The 17,638-nt window shown below is 60.0% G+C and carries 14 protein-coding genes; all 14 read left to right on the top strand.

Annotated elements, in window-relative coordinates; translation table 11 throughout:
* The first annotated feature begins 1 nt into the window (after position 1).
* The 14 genes from uppS to tilS all read left to right on the top strand — a co-directional run bounded on the left by uppS (position 2) and on the right by tilS (position 17,419).
* A complete protein-coding gene (gene uppS, locus NL123_RS23990) occupies positions 2-757 on the top strand; it encodes a polyprenyl diphosphate synthase (RefSeq protein ID WP_016974405.1) in 756 nt (251 codons plus the stop codon).
* Positions 758-1,564 (top strand): phosphatidate cytidylyltransferase, encoded by an 807-nt coding sequence (locus NL123_RS23985; RefSeq protein ID WP_248486630.1) that lies wholly within the window; start codon positions 758-760, stop codon positions 1,562-1,564.
* Entirely contained in the window at positions 1,561-2,751 is a 1,191-nt protein-coding gene (gene ispC / locus NL123_RS23980; protein WP_248486632.1) for a 1-deoxy-D-xylulose-5-phosphate reductoisomerase, read from the top strand. The genes NL123_RS23985 and ispC overlap by 4 nt, the downstream gene beginning before the upstream one ends.
* Positions 2,752-2,804: 53 nt before the next feature.
* On the top strand, positions 2,805-4,157 hold the full coding sequence (gene rseP, locus NL123_RS23975) for a sigma E protease regulator RseP (protein WP_248486634.1): 1,353 nt from the start codon (positions 2,805-2,807) through the stop codon (positions 4,155-4,157).
* A gap of 74 nt (positions 4,158-4,231) precedes the next feature.
* A complete protein-coding gene (gene bamA, locus NL123_RS23970; protein WP_058425283.1) occupies positions 4,232-6,619 on the top strand; it encodes an outer membrane protein assembly factor BamA in 2,388 nt (795 codons plus the stop codon).
* A gap of 45 nt (positions 6,620-6,664) precedes the next feature.
* A complete protein-coding gene (locus NL123_RS23965) occupies positions 6,665-7,168 on the top strand; it encodes an OmpH/Skp family outer membrane protein (RefSeq protein ID WP_003172279.1) in 504 nt (167 codons plus the stop codon).
* Positions 7,169-7,171: 3 nt separating this feature from the next.
* Entirely contained in the window at positions 7,172-8,227 is a 1,056-nt protein-coding gene (gene lpxD / locus NL123_RS23960; RefSeq protein WP_248486636.1) for a UDP-3-O-(3-hydroxymyristoyl)glucosamine N-acyltransferase, read from the top strand.
* A 111-nt stretch (positions 8,228-8,338) separates the two neighbouring features.
* Positions 8,339-8,779, top strand: coding sequence for a 3-hydroxyacyl-ACP dehydratase FabZ (gene fabZ / locus NL123_RS23955; protein WP_003172281.1), 441 nt, complete (start codon positions 8,339-8,341; stop codon positions 8,777-8,779).
* Complete coding sequence (gene lpxA / locus NL123_RS23950; protein WP_058425281.1) at positions 8,776-9,552, top strand: acyl-ACP--UDP-N-acetylglucosamine O-acyltransferase; 777 nt, start codon at positions 8,776-8,778, stop codon at positions 9,550-9,552. Before fabZ ends, lpxA begins: the two co-directional genes overlap by 4 nt.
* Before the next feature lie 2 nt (positions 9,553-9,554).
* The gene (gene lpxB / locus NL123_RS23945; protein WP_494356491.1) at positions 9,555-10,694 is read left to right on the top strand and encodes a lipid-A-disaccharide synthase; all 1,140 of its coding nucleotides are present in this window, start codon (positions 9,555-9,557) and stop codon (positions 10,692-10,694) included.
* Positions 10,691-11,323 (top strand): ribonuclease HII, encoded by a 633-nt coding sequence (rnhB, locus tag NL123_RS23940; protein WP_248486640.1) that lies wholly within the window; start codon positions 10,691-10,693, stop codon positions 11,321-11,323. Before lpxB ends, rnhB begins: the two co-directional genes overlap by 4 nt.
* A 76-nt stretch (positions 11,324-11,399) precedes the next feature.
* A complete protein-coding gene (gene dnaE, locus NL123_RS23935) occupies positions 11,400-14,921 on the top strand; it encodes a DNA polymerase III subunit alpha (protein ID WP_494356490.1) in 3,522 nt (1,173 codons plus the stop codon).
* A 129-nt stretch (positions 14,922-15,050) separates the two neighbouring features.
* A complete protein-coding gene (locus NL123_RS23930; protein WP_058425278.1) occupies positions 15,051-15,998 on the top strand; it encodes an acetyl-CoA carboxylase carboxyltransferase subunit alpha in 948 nt (315 codons plus the stop codon).
* 101 nt (positions 15,999-16,099) lie between these two features.
* A complete protein-coding gene (tilS, locus tag NL123_RS23925; protein ID WP_248486644.1) occupies positions 16,100-17,419 on the top strand; it encodes a tRNA lysidine(34) synthetase TilS in 1,320 nt (439 codons plus the stop codon).
* The last annotated feature ends 219 nt before the right edge of the window (positions 17,420-17,638 follow it).

Below are 17,638 nucleotides of genomic sequence, written 5' to 3'. Positions count from 1 at the left end.
CATGGAAAAGACCAAGCAGACTGTGCCCTCCGTGGTGCCGCGCCATGTCGCGATCATCATGGATGGGAATAATCGCTGGGCGAAGAAGCGCTTTATGCCGGGTGTCGCCGGGCATAAAGCGGGTGTCGATGCGGTAAGGGCTGTGATCGAGGTGTGTGCCGAGGCCAAGGTCGAAGTGTTGACCCTGTTTGCGTTCTCCAGTGAGAACTGGCAGCGGCCCGCCGAAGAAGTCAGTGCCTTGATGGATCTGTTCTTCAAGGCCCTGCGTCGTGAGGCCAAGCGCCTTAACGACAACAACATCAGCTTGCGCATCATTGGCGACCGCTCGCGTTTCCACCCGGAACTTCAAGCTGCCATGCGTGAGGCTGAGGCGATCACGGCTGGCGCCAACCGTTTTGTGCTACAGATCGCAGCCAACTACGGCGGCCAGTGGGATATCGCCCAGGCAGCGCAGCGGCTGGCTCGTGAAGTGCAGGCCGGCCATCTGCGCCCAGACGACATCACGCCTGAACTGTTGCAAACCTGCCTGGTGACCGGTGACCTGCCGTTGCCGGACCTGTGCATCCGCACCGGTGGTGAGCACCGCATCAGTAATTTCCTGCTGTGGCAGCTGGCCTATACCGAGCTGTACTTCTCCGACCTGTTCTGGCCGGACTTCAAACACGATGCCATGCGTAATGCACTGGCCGATTTCGCTTCCCGTCAGCGTCGCTTCGGTAAAACGAGCGAGCAGATCGAAGCTGGAGCCCGGGTTTAAATGCTTAAACAACGAATCATCACGGCACTGATCCTGTTGCCGATTGCCCTGTGCGGGTTTTTCCTGCTCGACGGCTCCGGCTTTGCGCTGTTTATCGGCCTGGTTGTCACCCTGGGTGCCTGGGAATGGGCGCGCCTGGCGGGGTTCAGTGCGCAGCTCCCACGCGTGGTGTATGCCGCTGTCGTGGCTGCCTTGGCGTTTCTCTTGTACATCCTGCCGGACCTCGCGCCCTGGGTGTTGGGGGCGGCAGTGTTGTGGTGGGCGCTGGCGACGTTCCTGGTACTGACCTATCCGCGCACCAGCGGTCAATGGACCAGTGTTGCCTGCAAGCTGGTGATTGGCTTGCTGATCCTGCTGCCGGCTTGGCAAGGGCTGGTGGAGATCAAGCGTTATCCAATGGGTAACTGGTTGATCCTGGCAGTCATGGTGCTGGTGTGGGGGGCTGATATTGGTGCCTACTTCTCCGGTCGGGCTTTCGGCAAGCGCAAGTTGGCGCCGGCGGTCAGTCCGGGCAAGAGCTGGGAAGGTGTCTATGGTGGTTTGGCGTTGACGCTGATGATCGCGCTGGTCGTCGGTGTGGTGCGCGGTTGGGCGGCGAAGGAAATCTTCCTGGCGCTGCTGGCCACGGCCATTGTCGTGCTTGTTTCGGTGGTGGGCGACCTCACTGAAAGCATGTTCAAGCGTCAGGCGGGTATCAAGGACAGCAGTAACCTGCTGCCCGGTCACGGTGGTGTATTGGATCGTATCGACAGCCTGACGGCGGCCATCCCGATCTTCGCAGTGCTGCTATGGATGACTGCTTCGTGAGCCGCCTTCAACAAGTGACCGTGCTGGGTGCAACCGGCTCGGTTGGGCTGAGCACCCTGGATGTAATTGCGCGTCATCCTGATCGCTATCAGGTCTTTGCCCTTACTGGGTTTAGCCGCCTGAGCGAGCTGTTGGCCTTGTGCGTGCGCCACGCACCGCGCTTCGTCGTAGTGCCTGAGGCAGGAGCGGCGCGTGGCTTGCAGGATGATCTGCGGGCTGCTGGGCTGGCGACTCGAGTGTTGGTGGGCGAGGAGGGGTTGTGTCAGGTCTCGGCTGACGCCGAGGTGGATACCGTGGTCGCCGCTATCGTCGGTGCCGCCGGCCTGCGTCCAACCCTCGCCGCTGTAGATGCCGGCAAGAAGATCCTGCTGGCCAACAAAGAAGCGCTGGTCATGTCTGGCGCGCTCTTCATGCAGGCGGTGCGCAAAAGCGGCGCCGTGCTGCTGCCGCTCGACAGCGAGCACAACGCGATCTTCCAATGCATGCCCGGCGACTATGCGCGTGGCTTGAGCCAGGTTGGCGTGCGTCGGATCCTGCTGACCGCCTCCGGTGGTCCGTTCCGGCAAACTCCTCTGGCCGAGCTTGAGCATGTTTCGCCCGACCAGGCGTGCGCTCATCCGAACTGGTCCATGGGGCGTAAGATCTCGGTGGATTCGGCGAGCATGATGAACAAGGGCCTGGAGCTGATCGAGGCGTGCTGGTTGTTCGATGCACGGCCGGATCAGGTCGAAGTGGTGATTCACCCGCAAAGTGTGATCCATTCCCTGGTCGACTATGTAGACGGTTCGGTCCTGGCCCAGTTGGGCAACCCCGATATGCGCACGCCGATCGCCAATGCCTTGGCCTGGCCGGAGCGGATTGATTCCGGTGTCGCCCCGCTGGATCTGTTTGCAGTGGCCCGCCTGGACTTCGAGGCGCCGGATGAGCAGCGCTTTCCTTGCCTGCGCCTGGCCCGGCAAGCGGCCGAAGCGGGTAACAGTGCGCCGGCAATGCTGAATGCGGCCAACGAGGTGGCTGTGGCGGCGTTTCTCGAACGGCGCATCCGCTTTCCGCAGATCGCGAGTATCATCGAGGACGTCCTGGCGCTTGAGCCTGTCGTGGCGGTGAATGACCTGGCGGCGGTATTCGAAGCCGATACCAAGGCTCGCGCCCTGGCAGAGCAATGGTTGAGCTGCAACGCGCGTTAGTCTGTGGGCGGGTTCGAGCCTTCAGGCACTGGATTGGAATGCGGAGAAATTAGATGAGTGCGCTTTACATGATTGTCGGCACCCTGGTTGCTCTGGGTGTGCTGGTTACCTTCCACGAATTCGGTCACTTCTGGGTGGCACGTCGTTGCGGCGTCAAGGTATTGCGCTTTTCCGTCGGCTTCGGCATGCCGCTGTTGCGCTGGCACGACCGCCGTGGCACGGAGTTCGTGATCGCGGCCATCCCATTGGGTGGCTACGTCAAGATGCTCGATGAGCGTGAAGGCGAGGTGCCGGCAGACCAGTTGGATCAATCCTTCAATCGCAAGACCGTTCGTCAGCGTATCGCCATTGTTGCTGCAGGTCCGATCGCCAACTTCCTGTTGGCGATGGTGTTCTTCTGGGTATTGGCCATGCTGGGCAGCCAGCAGGTGCGGCCGGTGATCGGTGCAGTTGAGGCGGACAGCATTGCCGCCAAGGCAGGGCTGGTTGCTGGACAAGAAATTGTTTCCATTGATGGCGAACCCACCACAGGTTGGGGTGCAGTCAATTTGCAGTTGGTGCGTCGCCTGGGTGAAAGCGGCACCGTGAATGTAGTGGTGCGCGAGCAGGACTCCACGGCCGAGAGCCCGCGTGAGCTGGCTCTCGACCACTGGCTCAAGGGCGCTGATGAGCCTGATCCGATCAAATCCCTGGGCATACGTCCATGGCGTCCGGCCTTGCCGCCGGTGCTTGCCGAGCTGGATCCGAAAGGTCCGGCCCAGGCTGCGGGCCTGAAAACCGGCGATCGCCTGCTGGCTCTCGATGGTCAGCCACTGGGTGACTGGCAACAGGTGGTCGATCTGGTTCGTGTACGCCCTGATACCAAAATTGTGCTGAAAGTTGAACGCGACGGTGCTCAAATCGACGTCCCTGTGACCTTGTCGGTTCGCGGGGAAGCCAAGGCGGCCGGGGGTTACCTGGGCGCCGGAGTCAAAGGTGTCGATTGGCCGCCATCGATGGTACGTGAGGTGAGTTTCGGGCCGTTGGCGGCAATTGGCGAGGGTGCGAAACGCACCTGGACCATGAGTGTACTGACGCTCGAATCCCTCAAGAAAATGTTGTTCGGCGAGCTCTCGGTAAAAAACTTGAGTGGACCGATAACCATTGCTAAAGTGGCGGGCGCTTCTGCCCAGTCGGGTGTCGCGGATTTCCTGAATTTCCTGGCTTATCTGAGTATTAGCCTGGGGGTTCTGAATTTGCTGCCCATTCCAGTATTGGATGGGGGGCATCTGTTGTTTTATCTGGTCGAGTGGGTGCGTGGTCGCCCCTTGTCGGATCGGGTGCAGGGTTGGGGGATACAGATCGGTATCAGTTTGGTGGTCGGGGTGATGTTGTTAGCCCTGGTCAACGATCTGGGTCGACTGTAACGCTTCGCTGAATTGCGAATCTGCCGCATTTTGCGGCAGTTTGTTTATTGCCAGTTGGAATAAGAAAGGACTTCATGAAACGTCTGCTGCTAACTGCGGTTCTCACCGTATTGATGATCGCCGAAGTTCACGCCGAGTCCTTCACCATCTCCGATATTCGCGTCAACGGCCTCCAGCGGGTTTCCGCGGGTAGCGTCTTTGGTGCCTTGCCGTTGAACGTTGGGGAACAGGCTGATGACCGTCGCCTGGTGGAATCCACTCGTGCGCTGTTCAAAACCGGTTTCTTTCAAGACATCCAACTGGGTCGCGAAGGCAACGTCCTGGTCATCACTGTGGTCGAGCGACCTTCCGTCGCCAGTATCGAGATCGAAGGCAACAAGGCGATCTCGACTGAAGACTTGATGAAGGGTCTGAAGCAATCCGGCCTGGCCGAAGGCGAGATCTTCCAACGCGCCACCCTCGAAGGTGTGCGTAACGAGCTGCAACGCCAGTACGTTGCCCAGGGCCGCTACTCCGCGACCGTGGAAACGGAAGTGGTGCCGCAGCCGCGCAACCGTGTCGGCCTCAAGGTCAACATCAACGAAGGCACTGTGGCGGCGATCCAGCACATCAACGTGGTAGGCAATACCAAGTTCTCTGATGACGACCTGATCGACCTGTTCGAGCTCAAGACCACCAACTGGCTGTCGTTCTTCAAGAACGATGACAAGTACGCCCGTGAAAAACTGTCCGGTGACCTGGAACGTCTGCGTTCCTACTACCTGGACCGTGGCTACATCAATATGGATATCGCTTCGACCCAGGTGTCGATCACCCCGGACAAGAAGCACGTCTACATCACCGTCAACGTCAACGAAGGCGAGAAGTACAAGGTTCGCGACGTCAAGCTGAGCGGCGACCTGAAAGTGCCTGAAGACCAGGTCAAGGCGCTGTTGCTGGTGCAGAAAGACCAGGTGTTCTCGCGCAAGCTGATGACCACCACGTCCGAACTGATCACCCGTCGCCTGGGCAACGAAGGCTACACCTTCGCCAACGTCAACGGTGTGCCGACGCCCCATGATGATGACCACACCGTGGACATCACCTTCGTGGTCGATCCAGGCAAGCGTGCCTACGTGAACCGTATCAACTTCCGTGGCAACACCAAGTCTGCGGACGAAGTGCTGCGTCGTGAAATGCGTCAGATGGAAGGCGGCTGGGCCTCGACTTACCTGATCGACCAGTCCAAGACCCGTCTTGAGCGCCTCGGCTTCTTCAAGGAAGTCAACGTCGAAACCCCGGCCGTACCGGGTGTGGATGACCAGGTTGACGTGAACTACGCCGTTGAAGAACAAGCATCGGGTTCCATCACCGCCAGCGTCGGTTTCGCACAGAGCGCCGGCCTGATCCTCGGCGGTTCGATCACCCAGAACAACTTCCTGGGTACTGGTAACCGAGTTTCCATCGGCCTGACCCGAAGCGAATACCAGAGCCGATATAACTTCGGTTATACCGACCCCTACTGGACTGCTGACGGTGTGAGCCTGGGCTACAACGCCTTCTATCGCACCACTGACTACAAAGACCTCGACGTTGACGTAGCCAGCTATGCAATCGACAGCCTTGGTGCTGGCGTGAACGTGGGTTACCCGATCAGCGAGACCTCGCGTCTGACGTTCGGCTTGACCGCGCAGCAGGATGAGATCAAGACCGGTGTCTACACCGTGGACGAAATCTTCGACTTCACCCGTCGTGAAGGTGACAAGTTCCTCAACTTCAAGGCGTCCGCCGGCTGGTCCGAGTCGACCCTGAACAAAGGTGTACTGGCGACCCGTGGTCATTCCCAGAGCCTGACCCTGGAAACCACCACGCCGGGCAGCGACCTGTCGTTCTTCAAGCTCGACTACCGCGGCCAGCTGTTCCAGCCGTTGAGCGACAACTACACCATGCGCCTGCACACTGAGCTGGGTTATGGCGATGGTTATGGTTCCACCAATGGTCTACCGTTCTACGAGAACTACTATGCGGGTGGCTTCAACTCCGTACGTGGTTTCAAGGACAGCACCCTGGGCCCGCGTGGTACTCCGAGCCGTGGTGTTGGTGTAACCGGTAACCAGGGCACCGTAGCGGACTCCGACAACGACCCACTGCCGTTCGGTGGTAACGTCCTGATCCAGGGTGGTGCGGAAATCCTGTTCCCGCTGCCGTTCGTGAAAGATCAGCGCTCCCTGCGTACTTCGGTATTCTGGGACGTGGGTAACGTGTTCGACTCCAAATGCGAGCAGATCCGTAACCCGAGCGGCGTGAAGTCCAACACTCAGTGTAACGACGTGAGCCTGAGTAACCTGGCAAGCTCCGTGGGTGTGGGTGTGACCTGGGTGACTGCGCTTGGCCCATTGAGCTTTGCTCTGGCCATGCCGATCAAGAAACCGGATAACGCTGAAACCCAGATTTTCCAATTCTCCCTCGGCCAGACGTTCTAAGCGTCTGACCCAAGATAACGACAACGGATTCTGTAGGAGTACATCGTGCGTAAGTTGACTCAATTGGTGCTGCTGGCAACCGTGCTGGTAACCACCCCGGCCTTCGCCGAAATGAAAATTGCCGTCCTGAACTATCAGATGGCCCTGCTGGAATCCGATGCGGCCAAGAAATACGCCGTGGATGCCGAGAAAAAATTCGGTCCGCAACTGACCAAGCTCAAGACCCTGGAAAGCAGCGCCAAGGGCATCCAGGATCGCCTGGTAGCCGGTGGTGACAAGATGCAGCAAGGCGAGCGCGAGCGTCTGGAGCTTGAATTCAAGCAAAAGGCCCGTGACTACCAGTTCCAGTCCAAGGAGCTGAACGAAGCCAAGGCTGTAGCTGACCGTGAAATGCTGAAGCAGCTGAAGCCGAAGCTCGACAGCGCTGTGGAAGAGGTCATCAAGAAGGGTGCCTTTGACCTGGTGTTCGAGCGTGGCGCTGTGATCGACGTCAAGCCTCAATACGACATCACCCGTCAGGTGATCGAGCGCATGAACCAGCTGAAGTAAGCCATGACCGCGACTATCAAGCTCGGCGAGTTGGCCGAGTTCCTGGGGGCCACCTTGCGTGGCTCCCCGGAGAAGGAAATCACTGGGCTAGCCACCTTGCAGGAGGCTGGCCCAGCTCAGTTGAGCTTCCTCGCAAACCCCCAATACCGTAAATACCTGGTCGACAGCCAAGCCGCAGCCGTTTTGCTGAAGGCCGCCGATGCCGAAGGGTTTGTCGGGGATGCGCTGGTGGTGGCCGACCCGTACCTGGCGTATGCGCGGGTGTCGCACCTGTTCGATCCGAAACCCAAGGCCGCCAGCGGTATTCACCCGTCTGCGGTGATCGCCGATGATGCCCAGGTTGACGCCGCAGCCAGCATCGGTGCCTTTGCGGTGATCGAGAGCGGTGCGCGCATTGCGGCGGATGTGACCATAGGTGCTCATTGCTTTATCGGTGCGCGCTGCGAAATCGGCGCAGGCGGTTGGCTGGCACCCCGTGTAACCCTGTACCACGACGTGCGTATTGGTGAGCGTGTGGTCATCCAGTCGGGTGCCGTGATAGGCGGTGAAGGCTTTGGCTTTGCCAATTCCAAGGGTATCTGGAACAAGATTGCCCAGGTCGGCGGCGTATTGATCGGCGACGACGTGGAAATTGGTGTGAACACGGCTGTCGATCGCGGGGCCCTGGCCGACACCGTGATCGGCAACGGCGTGAAGCTCGACAACCAGATCCAGATCGCCCACAACGTACAGATTGGCGATCACACCGCCATGGCAGCCTGTGTGGGCATCTCCGGCAGCACCCGGATCGGCAAGCATTGCATGCTCGCCGGTGGCGTCGGGCTGGTGGGGCACATCGATATTTGCGACAACGTTTTCATCACCGGCATGACCATGGTCACCCACTCTATTACCGAGCCTGGGGCCTATTCTTCCGGTACCGCCATGCAGCCCGCAGCTGAATGGCGCAAGAGTGCAGCACGGTTGAGGCAGCTCGACGACATGGCTCGACGTCTCAAACAGCTGGAAAAGCGTGTTGGGGACGTGACCCCTGGCGGTAATGCTTCATCAGAAGGCTGATACCATTTCCATATCAAGTGTGCACAGCCGCTAGACTGCCTCCTTGATTTGCTAGCGGGGCGTGCTTTTAGTTCGCCCGCCCCCAATCTTTATTACAGGCTTCCCCCCGAAATGATGGACATCAACGAGATTCGCGAATACCTGCCTCACCGTTACCCGTTCCTGCTGGTGGATCGCGTAGTGGACCTCAATGTCGAGGAAAAGCGCATTCGTGCCTACAAGAATGTCAGCATCAACGAACCGTTCTTCAATGGTCACTTTCCTGCGCATCCGATCATGCCTGGTGTGTTGATCATCGAGGCGATGGCCCAGGCTGCCGGTATCCTTGGTTTCAAAATGCTCGACCTCAAGCCTGCCGATGGCACGCTTTACTATTTCGTGGGCTCCGACAAGTTGCGTTTCCGCAACCCGGTTACTCCGGGTGACCAGTTGATCCTGGAAGCCAAGTTCATCAGCTGCAAGCGCCAGATCTGGAAGTTCGAATGCCAGGCCTCGGTGGATGGCAAGCCGGTGTGCTCTGCCGAGATCATCTGTGCGGAACGCAAACTATGAGTTTGATTGACCCTCGCGCAATCATCGATCCGTCGGCCGTTCTGGCCGCCGACGTTGAGGTCGGCCCCTGGTCGATCATCGGCGCAGGTGTGGAAATCGGCGAGGGGACTGTCATCGGGCCGCACGTGATCCTCAAAGGTCCGACCCGCATTGGCAAACACAATCGCATCTACCAGTTCTCCTCGGTAGGCGAAGACACCCCGGACATGAAGTACAAGGGTGAAGAGACCCGCCTGGTAATCGGTGATCACAACATCATCCGTGAAGGCGTGACCATTCATCGTGGTACCGTGCAGGATCGGGCTGAAACCACCCTGGGCGACCACAACCTGGTCATGGCCTACGCTCATATCGGTCACGACAGCGTGATCGGCAACCACTGCATCCTGGTCAACAACACCGCGTTGGCCGGCCATGTGCATGTTGACGATTGGGCAATCCTGTCCGGGTTCACCCTGGTTCATCAGTACTGCCATATCGGTGCTCATAGCTTCTCCGGCATGGGCACCGCCATTGGCAAGGATGTTCCGGCATTCGTCACGGTATTCGGCAACCCCGCCGAAGCCCGCAGCATGAACTTCGAAGGCATGCGCCGTCGGGGTTTCAGCGAAGAAGCCATCCACGCCCTGCGCCGCGCCTACAAGGTGGTTTACCGCCAGGGGCTCACGGTGGAACAGGCGTTGACCCAACTGACCGAGCCGGCAGCGTTGTTCCCGGAAGTCGCGGTGTTCCGTGACTCGATCCAGGCGTCGACTCGCGGCATCACCCGCTGATCATGGCTAATCTGCGTATCGCGCTGGTGGCCGGGGAAGCTTCCGGCGACATTCTGGGCGCCGGTCTTATGCGGGCCCTCAAAGCCCAGCATCCTGCGGTGGAGTTCATCGGTGTTGGTGGCCCGCTGATGCAGGCTGAGGGGCTTACGTCCTACTTCCCCATGGAGCGTTTGTCGGTCATGGGGTTGGTCGAGGTGCTGGGTCGCCTGCGCGAGCTGCTGGCCCGCCGCAAGTTGCTGATCCAGACCCTGATCGAAGAAAAGCCTGACGTCTTTATCGGAATCGACGCGCCGGACTTCACCCTCAATATCGAACTCAAGTTGCGCCAGGCCGGCATCAAGACGGTGCACTATGTCAGCCCGTCCGTCTGGGCGTGGCGGCAGAAGCGTGTGCTCAAGATCCGCGAAGGCTGCGACCTGATGCTGACGTTGCTGCCGTTCGAAGCGCGGTTCTATGAAGAAAAGGGCGTGCCGGTGCGGTTTGTCGGGCACACCCTGGCCGACACTATTCCCTTGCAGGCGGATCGCGCGGCCGCGCGTGCCGAGTTGGGCTTGCCCGACGGCCCCTTGGTTGCGTTGATGCCGGGCAGCCGTGGCGGCGAAGTCGGTCGCCTGGCCTCGGTGTTTTTCGACGCTGCCGAGCGTCTGCAGGCCCTGAAGCCAGGCGTACGTTTCGTGTTGCCCTGCGCCAGCCCGCAACGTCGTGCGCAGATCGAGACATTGCTGGAAGGGCGCAACCTGCCGTTGACTCTGCTCGATGGTCAATCGCACCTGGCCCTGGCGGCCTGTGATGCGGTGCTGATCGCCTCGGGGACGGCCACGCTGGAGGCCCTGCTGTACAAGCGCCCGATGGTGGTGGCCTACCGCCTGGCGCCGCTGACGTTCTGGATTCTCAAGCGCATGGTCAAAAGTCCTTACATCTCCCTGCCCAATCTGCTGGCCCAGCGCCTGTTGGTGCCGGAGTTGTTGCAGGACGATGCAACGCCAGAGGCGCTCGCGCAAACCCTGCTCCCCTTGATCGACGGCGGCGAAGAACAGACCCGTGGTTTCGACGCTATCCATCGCATACTGCGCCGTGATGCCTCGAACCAGGCGGCAGACGCTGTATTGACGTTGATCGGCCAGAAACAGGAGGCGATATGAGTGCGCAAATGGGCCTGGATTTCAGCCTGGTTGCCGAAGCCCACGAACTGGTGGCCGGTGTTGACGAAGTCGGGCGCGGGCCCTTGTGTGGCGCCGTGGTCACGGCGGCAGTGATCCTCGATCCAAACCGTCCGATCCTCGGCCTCAACGACTCGAAAAAACTCACCGAAGCGCGGCGCGAAAAGCTCTACGACGAGATTTGCGAGAAAGCCCTGAGTTGGCACATCGCCCGGGCCGAAGTTGAAGAAATCGATGAATTGAACATCCTCCACGCCACCATGCTCGCCATGCAGCGTGCAGTGGAGGGCCTGCACATCACGCCCAAGCTGGCGATGATCGATGGCAACCGCTGCCCCAGACTGGCCATGCCATCGGAGGCGGTGGTGAAGGGTGATAGCAAGGTGCCGGCGATTGCGGCGGCCTCCATCCTGGCAAAGGTCAGTCGTGATCGTGAAATGGCGGCTTTCGAATTGATCTACCCGGGCTATGGCATCGGCGGTCATAAAGGCTACCCGACGCCCGTTCATCTGGAAGCCCTGGCACGTCTTGGCCCTACACCGATCCACCGCCGCTCGTTCGCCCCGGTGCGTCAGGCTTACGAGGCGCGGGAGAGTCTCAGCGAGGTGTAGTCGCGAGGCTGATGTTTTTGCCAAGGCCCGGTACAATCCGGGCCTTGTTGTCTCCACGTTTCTAGACAGGATCACTATGCCGGCTTCATTCGTTCACCTACGCCTGCACACTGAATACTCCCTGGTCGACGGCCTGGTACGGATCAAACCGCTGGTCAAAACCCTGGTGGGCATGAACATGCCTGCGGTCGCGGTCACCGATCAGAACAACATGTGTTCCTTGGTCAAGTTCTACAAGAACGCCATGGGCGCCGGTATCAAGCCGATCTGCGGCGCTGACCTGTGGCTGTCCAACAAAGACCCGGATAACCCCCTGAGCCGTATCAGCCTGCTGGCGATGAACGGCGTGGGTTATCGCAACCTTACCGAACTGATCTCCCGTGGTTTCATCGATGGCCAGCGCAATGGTTCGATCATCATCGAGCGCGAATGGGTCGCCGAGGCCAGCGAAGGCCTGATCATGCTGTCGGCCGCCAAAGAGGGTGAGATCGGTATCGCGCTGCTGGGGGGCAACCCCCAAGAAGCCGAAGTACTGGCCAAGGAATGGATGCAGGTCTTCCCCGACCGTTTCTACCTGGAAGTCCAGCGTACCAACCGGCCCAACGATGAAGAGCACCTGCACGCCGCCGTGGCCCTGGCCGACAAGCTGGGCGCGCCGCTGGTGGCGACTAACGATGTGCGCTTCATCAAGAAGGAAGACTTCGAAGCCCACGAAACCCGCGTGTGCATCGGTGAAGGCCGGGCCCTGGATGACCCGCGTCGTTCGAAAAACTACAGCGAAGAGCAGTACCTCAAAAGCGCCGATGAAATGGCCGAGCTGTTCAGCGACCTGCCCGAGGCCCTGGAAAACTCCGTCGAGATCGCCAAGCGCTGCAATATCGAAGTGAAGCTGGGCAAGCACTTCCTGCCCAACTTCCCGATTCCGGATGGCATGACCATCGATGAATATTTTCGCAAGGTGTCCTTCGACGGGCTGGAAGAGCGCCTCAGCGTTCTGCTGCCCAAGGACACCACCGAAGATTACGAGGCCAAGCGCCAGGTCTATGTGGACCGGCTGAATTTCGAGCTGGATATCATCATCCAGATGGGGTTCCCTGGTTACTTCCTGATCGTGATGGACTTTATCCAGTGGGCCAAGAACAACGGCGTGCCGGTTGGTCCGGGCCGGGGGTCAGGTGCCGGTTCGCTGGTGGCCTATGTGCAAAAGATCACCGACCTTGATCCGTTGGAATATGACCTGCTGTTCGAACGTTTCCTGAACCCGGAACGGGTTTCCATGCCCGACTTCGACGTCGACTTCTGCATGGATGGCCGTGACCGCGTGATCGAATACGTGGCCGAGAAATACGGCCGCAACGCGGTCAGCCAGATCATCACCTTCGGTTCCATGGCGGCGAAAGCGGTAATCCGCGACGTGGCTCGGGTGCAGGGCAAGTCCTACGGCCTGGCGGATCGCCTGTCGAAGATGATCCCGTTCGAAGTCGGCATGACCCTGGAAAAGGCCTACGAGCAGGAAGAAATCCTGCGCGACTTCATCAAGGTCGATGAAGAAGCGGCCGAGATCTGGGAGATGGCCCGCAAGCTTGAAGGCGTGGTGCGTAACGTCGGTAAGCACGCGGGTGGCGTGGTCATCGCGCCGACAAAGTTGACTGACTTTTCGCCGATCTATTGCGATGAAGAAGGCGACGGCCTGGTCACCCAGTTCGACAAGGATGACGTGGAGGCGGCCGGCCTGGTGAAGTTCGACTTCCTCGGCCTGCGGACCCTGACGATCATCGACTGGGCGCTCAAGACCATCAACCGCGACCGCGCCAAGGTCAACGAAGAACCGCTGGATATTGCCTTTATCCCGCTGGACGACAAACCGACCTACACCCTGCTGCAAAAAGCCGAAACCACGGCGGTGTTCCAGCTTGAATCGCGCGGCATGAAAGAGCTGATCAAAAAGCTCAAGCCCGACTGCCTGGAAGACTTGATCGCACTGGTGGCGCTATTCCGTCCAGGCCCGCTGCAATCGGGCATGGTGGACGACTTTATCAACCGTAAGCACGGGCGCGCCGAGCTGGCCTACCCGCACTCGGACTACCAGTACGAAGGCCTCAAGCCGGTATTGGCACCGACCTACGGCATCATCCTGTATCAGGAACAGGTGATGCAGATTGCCCAGGTGATGGCCGGTTACACCCTGGGTGGCGCGGACATGCTGCGTCGAGCCATGGGTAAGAAAAAACCCGAGGAAATGGCCAAGCAGCGCGGCGGTTTCATTGAAGGTTGTGCGACCAACAATATCGACGCCGACCTCGCGGGTAACATCTTCGACCTGGTGGAGAAATTCGCCGGTTACGGCTTCAACAAATCCCACTCCGCCGCCTACGGCCTGGTGTCGTACCAGACCGCCTGGCTGAAAGCCCACTACCCGGCGCCGTTCATGGCGGCGGTACTTTCGGCGGATATGCACAACACCGACAAGGTCGTGACCTTGATCGAGGAAGTGCGCACCATGAAGCTGCGCCTCGATGCGCCGGACGTGAACGCTTCGGAGTTCAAGTTCACGGTGAACGACGAAGGTCGCATCATCTATGGCCTGGGCGCGATCAAGGGCGTCGGCGAGGGGCCGGTGGAAGCCATCACCGAAGCGCGCCAGGACGGTCCGTTCAAAGACTTGTTCGACTTCTGCGCACGGGTTGACCTCAAGCGCATCAACAAACGAACCCTCGACGGCCTGATCCGCAGCGGCGCGCTCGACCGTCTCGGCCCGTATTTCCATGATGAGCCCAAGGCTTATCAGGCGAACATCGACCGTAACCGTGCGGTGCTGCTCACCGCCATGGAAGAAGCGATCAAGGCGGCCGAACAGACTGCCCGCACCCATGACAGCGGCCATGCCGACTTGTTTGGCGGGTTGTTCGTCGAAGAAGATGCAGATGTGTACGGTAACCACCGCAAGGCCAAGGAACTGACCCTCAAGGAACGCCTGAAGGGTGAGAAAGACACCCTGGGCCTGTACCTGACCGGCCATCCGATTGACGAATACGAAGGTGAAATCCGCCGCTTCGCCCGTCAGCGCATCATCGACCTGAAACCGGCGCGGGACACCCAGACCGTTGCCGGCATGATCATCGCCCTGCGGGTGATGAAGAACAAGAAGGGCGACAAGATGGGTTTTATCACCCTCGACGACCGCTCGGGCCGTATCGAAGCGTCGCTGTTTGCCGACGCGTTCCACTCCGCCCAGTCGTTGTTGCAGACCGATGCCATGGTGGTCGTGGAGGGGGAGGTCAGCAACGATGACTTCTCCGGTGGCTTGCGCCTGCGGATCAAGCGGGTGATGAGCATGGAAGATGCGCGCACCAATCTGGCCGAAAGCCTGCGTTTGAAGGTGAAAACCGAAGCGCTCAAGGGCGATCAGCTACGCTGGTTGGGCGACCTGCTCAAACGCCACCGTGGTGCATGCCCGGTGACCATGGAGTACACCGGCAATGACGCCAAGGCCATGTTGCAGTTTGGCGAGACCTGGCGAATTGATCCTGCGGATGGCTTGATTCAAGCTTTGCGTGACCAGTTCGGGCGAGACAACGTCTTCCTCCAATACCGTTGACGGTCAGATATGTCTGACCTCGGCTAAACATTTAATCTCGACCTAAACGCGCCTCTCCCTTAAGGTAGGGCGCGAATAGACAACCGGCTGGCCAGGCACGCCCTGGCCGTCGACCCAAGACGGACGCTTATGAACCCGAATTTTCTTGATTTCGAACAGCCGATCGCTGACCTGCAAGCCAAGATCGAAGAGCTGCGCCTGGTCGGCAATGACAATTCGCTGAATATCGGCGATGAAATCTCCCGCCTGCAAGACAAGAGCAAAACGCTCACCGAAGACATCTTCGGCAAGCTGACCAGCTGGCAGATCGCGCGCCTGGCTCGCCACCCGCGCCGTCCTTACACCCTGGACTACATTCAGCACATTTTCACCGAGTTCGACGAGCTGCATGGCGACCGCCATTTCTCCGACGACGCCGCCATCGTCGGCGGTATCGCCCGCCTGGACGACCAGCCGGTGATGGTGATCGGTCACCAGAAAGGCCGTGAAGTGCGCGAGAAAGTCCGTCGCAACTTCGGCATGCCGCGTCCAGAGGGCTACCGCAAGGCGTGCCGCCTGATGGAAATGGCTGAGCGCTTCAAGATGCCGATCCTGACCTTCATCGACACCCCGGGCGCTTATCCGGGGATCGACGCCGAAGAGCGCAACCAGAGCGAGGCTATCGCCTGGAACCTTCGCGTCATGGCCCGCCTGAAAACCCCGATCATCGCCACCGTCATTGGTGAGGGTGGCTCCGGTGGTGCGCTGGCCATTGGTGTCTGTGACCAGTTGAACATGCTGCAATACTCGACCTACGCGGTGATCTCGCCGGAAGGTTGCGCCTCGATCCTGTGGAAAACCGCCGAAAAGGCACCGGACGCTGCCGAAGCCATGGGCATTACCGCTGATCGCCTCAAAGGCCTGGGTATCGTGGATAAAGTGATCGCCGAGCCATTGGGCGGCGCCCACCGTGACCCGGCTGCCGCCGCTGCGACCATCCGCGCCGAACTGGGCTCGCAACTGGCGATGCTCAAGAAGCTGGATAACGAAGCGCTGCTGGCCCGTCGTTACGAGCGTCTGATGAGCTACGGCCTCTAAGACCCACGCAATACCCAAATGTGGGAGGGGGCTTGCCCCCTCCCACATTTGCTTTGTGTATGCTTGGTGGGCGTATTACAGATCAGAGGCGGTAACTTGCTATGAAACCGGCTCTGCCCGCCAGACTCTTGCAAACCCTGGCCCCCTGGCGCAGCGCCCCGGCCTGGCACATTGCGTTCTCCGGCGGCCTTGATTCCACCGTCCTGCTGCACCTCCTGGCCAACCTGGCCAAAACCGAGACCCTGCCCCCCCTCAGCGCTGTCCATGTCCACCATGGCCTGCAGGCTGCCGCCGACGCGTGGCCCGCTCATTGCCAGTCGATCTGTGACAGCCTGGGCGTGCCTTTGCGCGTTATGCGTGTGCAGGTGCGGCCCGGCGCCAGTCTTGAGCGTGCCGCCCGTGACGCGCGTTACCAGGCTTTTACCGAGGTGGCCGGGGCAGGGCAGGTAGTGCTGACGGGCCAGCACCGCGATGATCAGGCTGAAACCCTGTTGTTTCGACTGCTGCGTGGGGCTGGGGTGCGTGGGCTGGCAGCGATGCCCGTGCAGCGTCGATTGGCTGGTGGCGACTTGGTGCGGCCGCTGTTGAATGTCTCCAGGGCGGAGTTGGAAGCCTACGCCCACACGCATCAGCTCCAATGGATCGAAGACCCTTCCAACGCAGATTCGCGGTTCTCCCGTAATTACCTGCGCCACCGCGTGCTTCCTGCACTGATGGAGCGTTGGCCCCAGGCCGTCTCAAGCCTGGCGCGCACCGCCGAACACCTGAGTGAAGCCCAGGGCCTGCTCGATGAGCTGGCGCAGATGGACCTGCAGGCCGCCGACCAACCGTCCCCCTTTCCCTGGCTGCCTCTACCGTCCTTGGCCCTTGCACCGCTGCGCGAGCTTTCCGATGCCCGTCAGCGCAACGCCCTACGTAATTGGCTGACGCCGCTGACGCGCCTGCCCGACAGCGACCACTGGGCAGGTTGGCATTCCCTGCGCGATGCCAAGGTCGATGCACAGCCCCTGTGGCGCCTGGCCGACGGCGAGTTGCACCGTAGCGGCGAACGCATCTGGTGGCTGCCTATCGCATGCTCGGAATTTTCTGACGCATCGCTGAGCTGGCCCGATCCGCAAAACCCACTAGAGTTACCCGGCAATGGCCAGTTGACGTTCACCGGCAAGGTGCCCGAAGGGCCGCTGGAGATCCGCTACCGCCAGGGCGGCGAAATCATCGAAGTACCCGGTCGCGGCCGGCGTGACTTGAAGCGCCTGCTTAACGAAAGTGGCCTGCCGGGCTTCCTCCGTGGCAGATTGCCGCTGCTGTATCAAGGCCCGCAGTTGCTGGGCGCGCCCAGCCTTGCGGGACTGTGGCCGTCGGCAAGTGATGACTGGCAATTACATTGGATGCCACAGACCTGCGATCAAGGTTTGAGCTGATAGCGCCTTTCCGGTAGACTACGCTCCCTTCTTGATACAACTTCTGTGGATTCGACTGAATCGCAGCAGTTGCCGATTACCAAGCAGTCTTTGCTGGGCGATTCCAAAAAATGTGTAGCGATCAACGTACCGGTGTTTCATTGCTGGTCTGTCACCACGCGGCGGTTTTTTTGAAAGGTGCACTGTGATTAATGCAGGTGATCGGGGGCTTCGGCCTTC

It is taken from the genome of Pseudomonas sp. FBCC-B1565 (assembly GCF_059133265.1).
Note: the sequence above shows the minus strand (reverse complement) of the source record. Positions and strands in the feature narration are given on the sequence as shown.